Here is a 1,617-nt window from a genome sequence, read left to right as displayed (position 1 = left end):
GGGTTTTGTCCTGGACAACGAACTGCTGGCGATGAGTGAATCGTTCACCGCCCGGCCGCCGTTCTTTTGGGGCCGGGACAAGGGCGACGTCGTCATCAACGACGCCGCTACCGAGCACACCGAGGCGTGGCTGAACCGGAATACCCAGCTCACAGCCAGGACCTATCCGGGCATGGGCCACACGATCTCGCTGGCCGAACTCGTGGACGTCAGTGCGTTCCTGCGGCACTACGTCCTGCGCTGACCGGGCGCTGACCAGGACGCCCGCCCGGCCCCGCCAACCCACGGCCAAGCAGGCCTGCCAGCCCGTTCCCGCTCCGCTGCCAAACTCCGGATCATCCACTTGCATGCCAAATATGTAAGCGCTTACAATCGACCTCGGCCATGAACACCGGGCCCACTACTTCGGGGGGAAGAAAGGGCTGAGCCCGTGCCGCAGGCCAATACCCCGCGCGTGAGTATCCAGCACGTCCCCGCGCTCCCCGGACTCCCCATCTGCACCGTCTCCTCCGGACCTCGTGCTCGACGCCGGCTCCAGCATCGAAGGCGGCCGGCTGGCCATGGTGCAGCCTGTGGAAAACCCCGGGATGCCGTCCGCGGTCTTCGCCGGTTGCGACGAGACAGCCTGCGGTGCGCTCGTGGCCATGCGGGAGCTCGGTTTGTCAGCGCCGGAAAACGTGTCCATCATAGGAATAGACGATCATCAGATGAGTTGGTTCCTGGGCCTGACCATAATTGCCCAGCCACTGGCCGGCCAGGGCGCGTTCGCGGCCAACCTGCTTATTGAAAGACTTCATCGCTCAGGACTTGCCACGCCGCCTGCCAGTCCGCCGTCGAACCATCTGCTGGACACCAAATTGGTAGAGCGCACCAGCACGCGCCGACGCTGATCCGGACGGTGTCCGACGCCGGAACGGCCCCCAACAGAGCAGCCCTGAACTGCCTGCCTTAGACCATCGCTTTGACCAAACCGTCTTGCCTGCCCGTCGTCTGAAAGGACCTCGACTCATGACTGTAGTTCCCGACACCTCCGGCCTCGCCGGTGCGCTCTCCGGTGCAACCGCCATCCTTTTTGACCTCGACGGCGTCCTGACCCCCACCGCCGTGGTGCACGAGCACGCCTGGAAGCAGCTCTTTGACGGCTTCCTGGCGTCGGTCCCCGGTGCTGAGCCCTACCGTGAGAGCGACTATTTCGACCACATCGACGGCAAGCCGCGGTTTGACGGCGTCCGGGACTTCCTGGCCTCCCGCGGGATCGTGCTGCCCGAGGGCCCGCTGAACGACGAGCCCGCACATGACACCGTCCACGGACTCGGCAACCGCAAGAACAAGGTCTTCAACGACATCGTCGAGGCCGGCGGAGTCCAGCCGTACGAGGGCTCCGTCCGGCTGGTTGAGGCCGCGCTGGCCCGCGGGCTCAAGCTCGCCGTCGTCTCCTCTTCCCGCAACGCCCCTGCCGTGCTGAAGGCTGCCGGCCTGTCCGACTACTTCCCGGTGGTGGTCGACGGCGTCGTCGCCGTCGCCGAGGGGCTGCCCGGCAAGCCCAGCCCGGCCACCTACGAATACGCCGCACGGCTCTTGGGCCTGCCAAGCCAGGAGTGCGTCGTGGTGGAGGAC

The 1,617-nt window shown here is 66.0% G+C and carries 2 protein-coding genes and 1 pseudogene; all 3 read left to right on the top strand.

Going from position 1 to position 1,617, the window contains the following annotated elements; translation table 11 throughout:
• Positions 1 to 244: pseudogene (locus LQV45_RS30945) on the top strand (phospholipase); the annotation flags it as partial.
• A 274-nt stretch (positions 245 to 518) separates the two neighbouring features.
• Positions 519 to 890: a substrate-binding domain-containing protein gene (locus tag LQV45_RS30940; RefSeq protein WP_230011117.1), complete on the top strand. Its 372-nt coding sequence runs from the start codon at positions 519 to 521 to the stop codon at positions 888 to 890.
• 118 nt (positions 891 to 1,008) lie between these two features.
• Positions 1,009 to 1,617: HAD family phosphatase (locus LQV45_RS30935; protein ID WP_230011116.1), on the top strand; the 609-nt coding region annotated here is incomplete at its 3' end.

The organism is Microbacterium sp. Bi128 (assembly GCF_918698205.1).
Note: the sequence above shows the minus strand (reverse complement) of the source record. Positions and strands in the feature narration are given on the sequence as shown.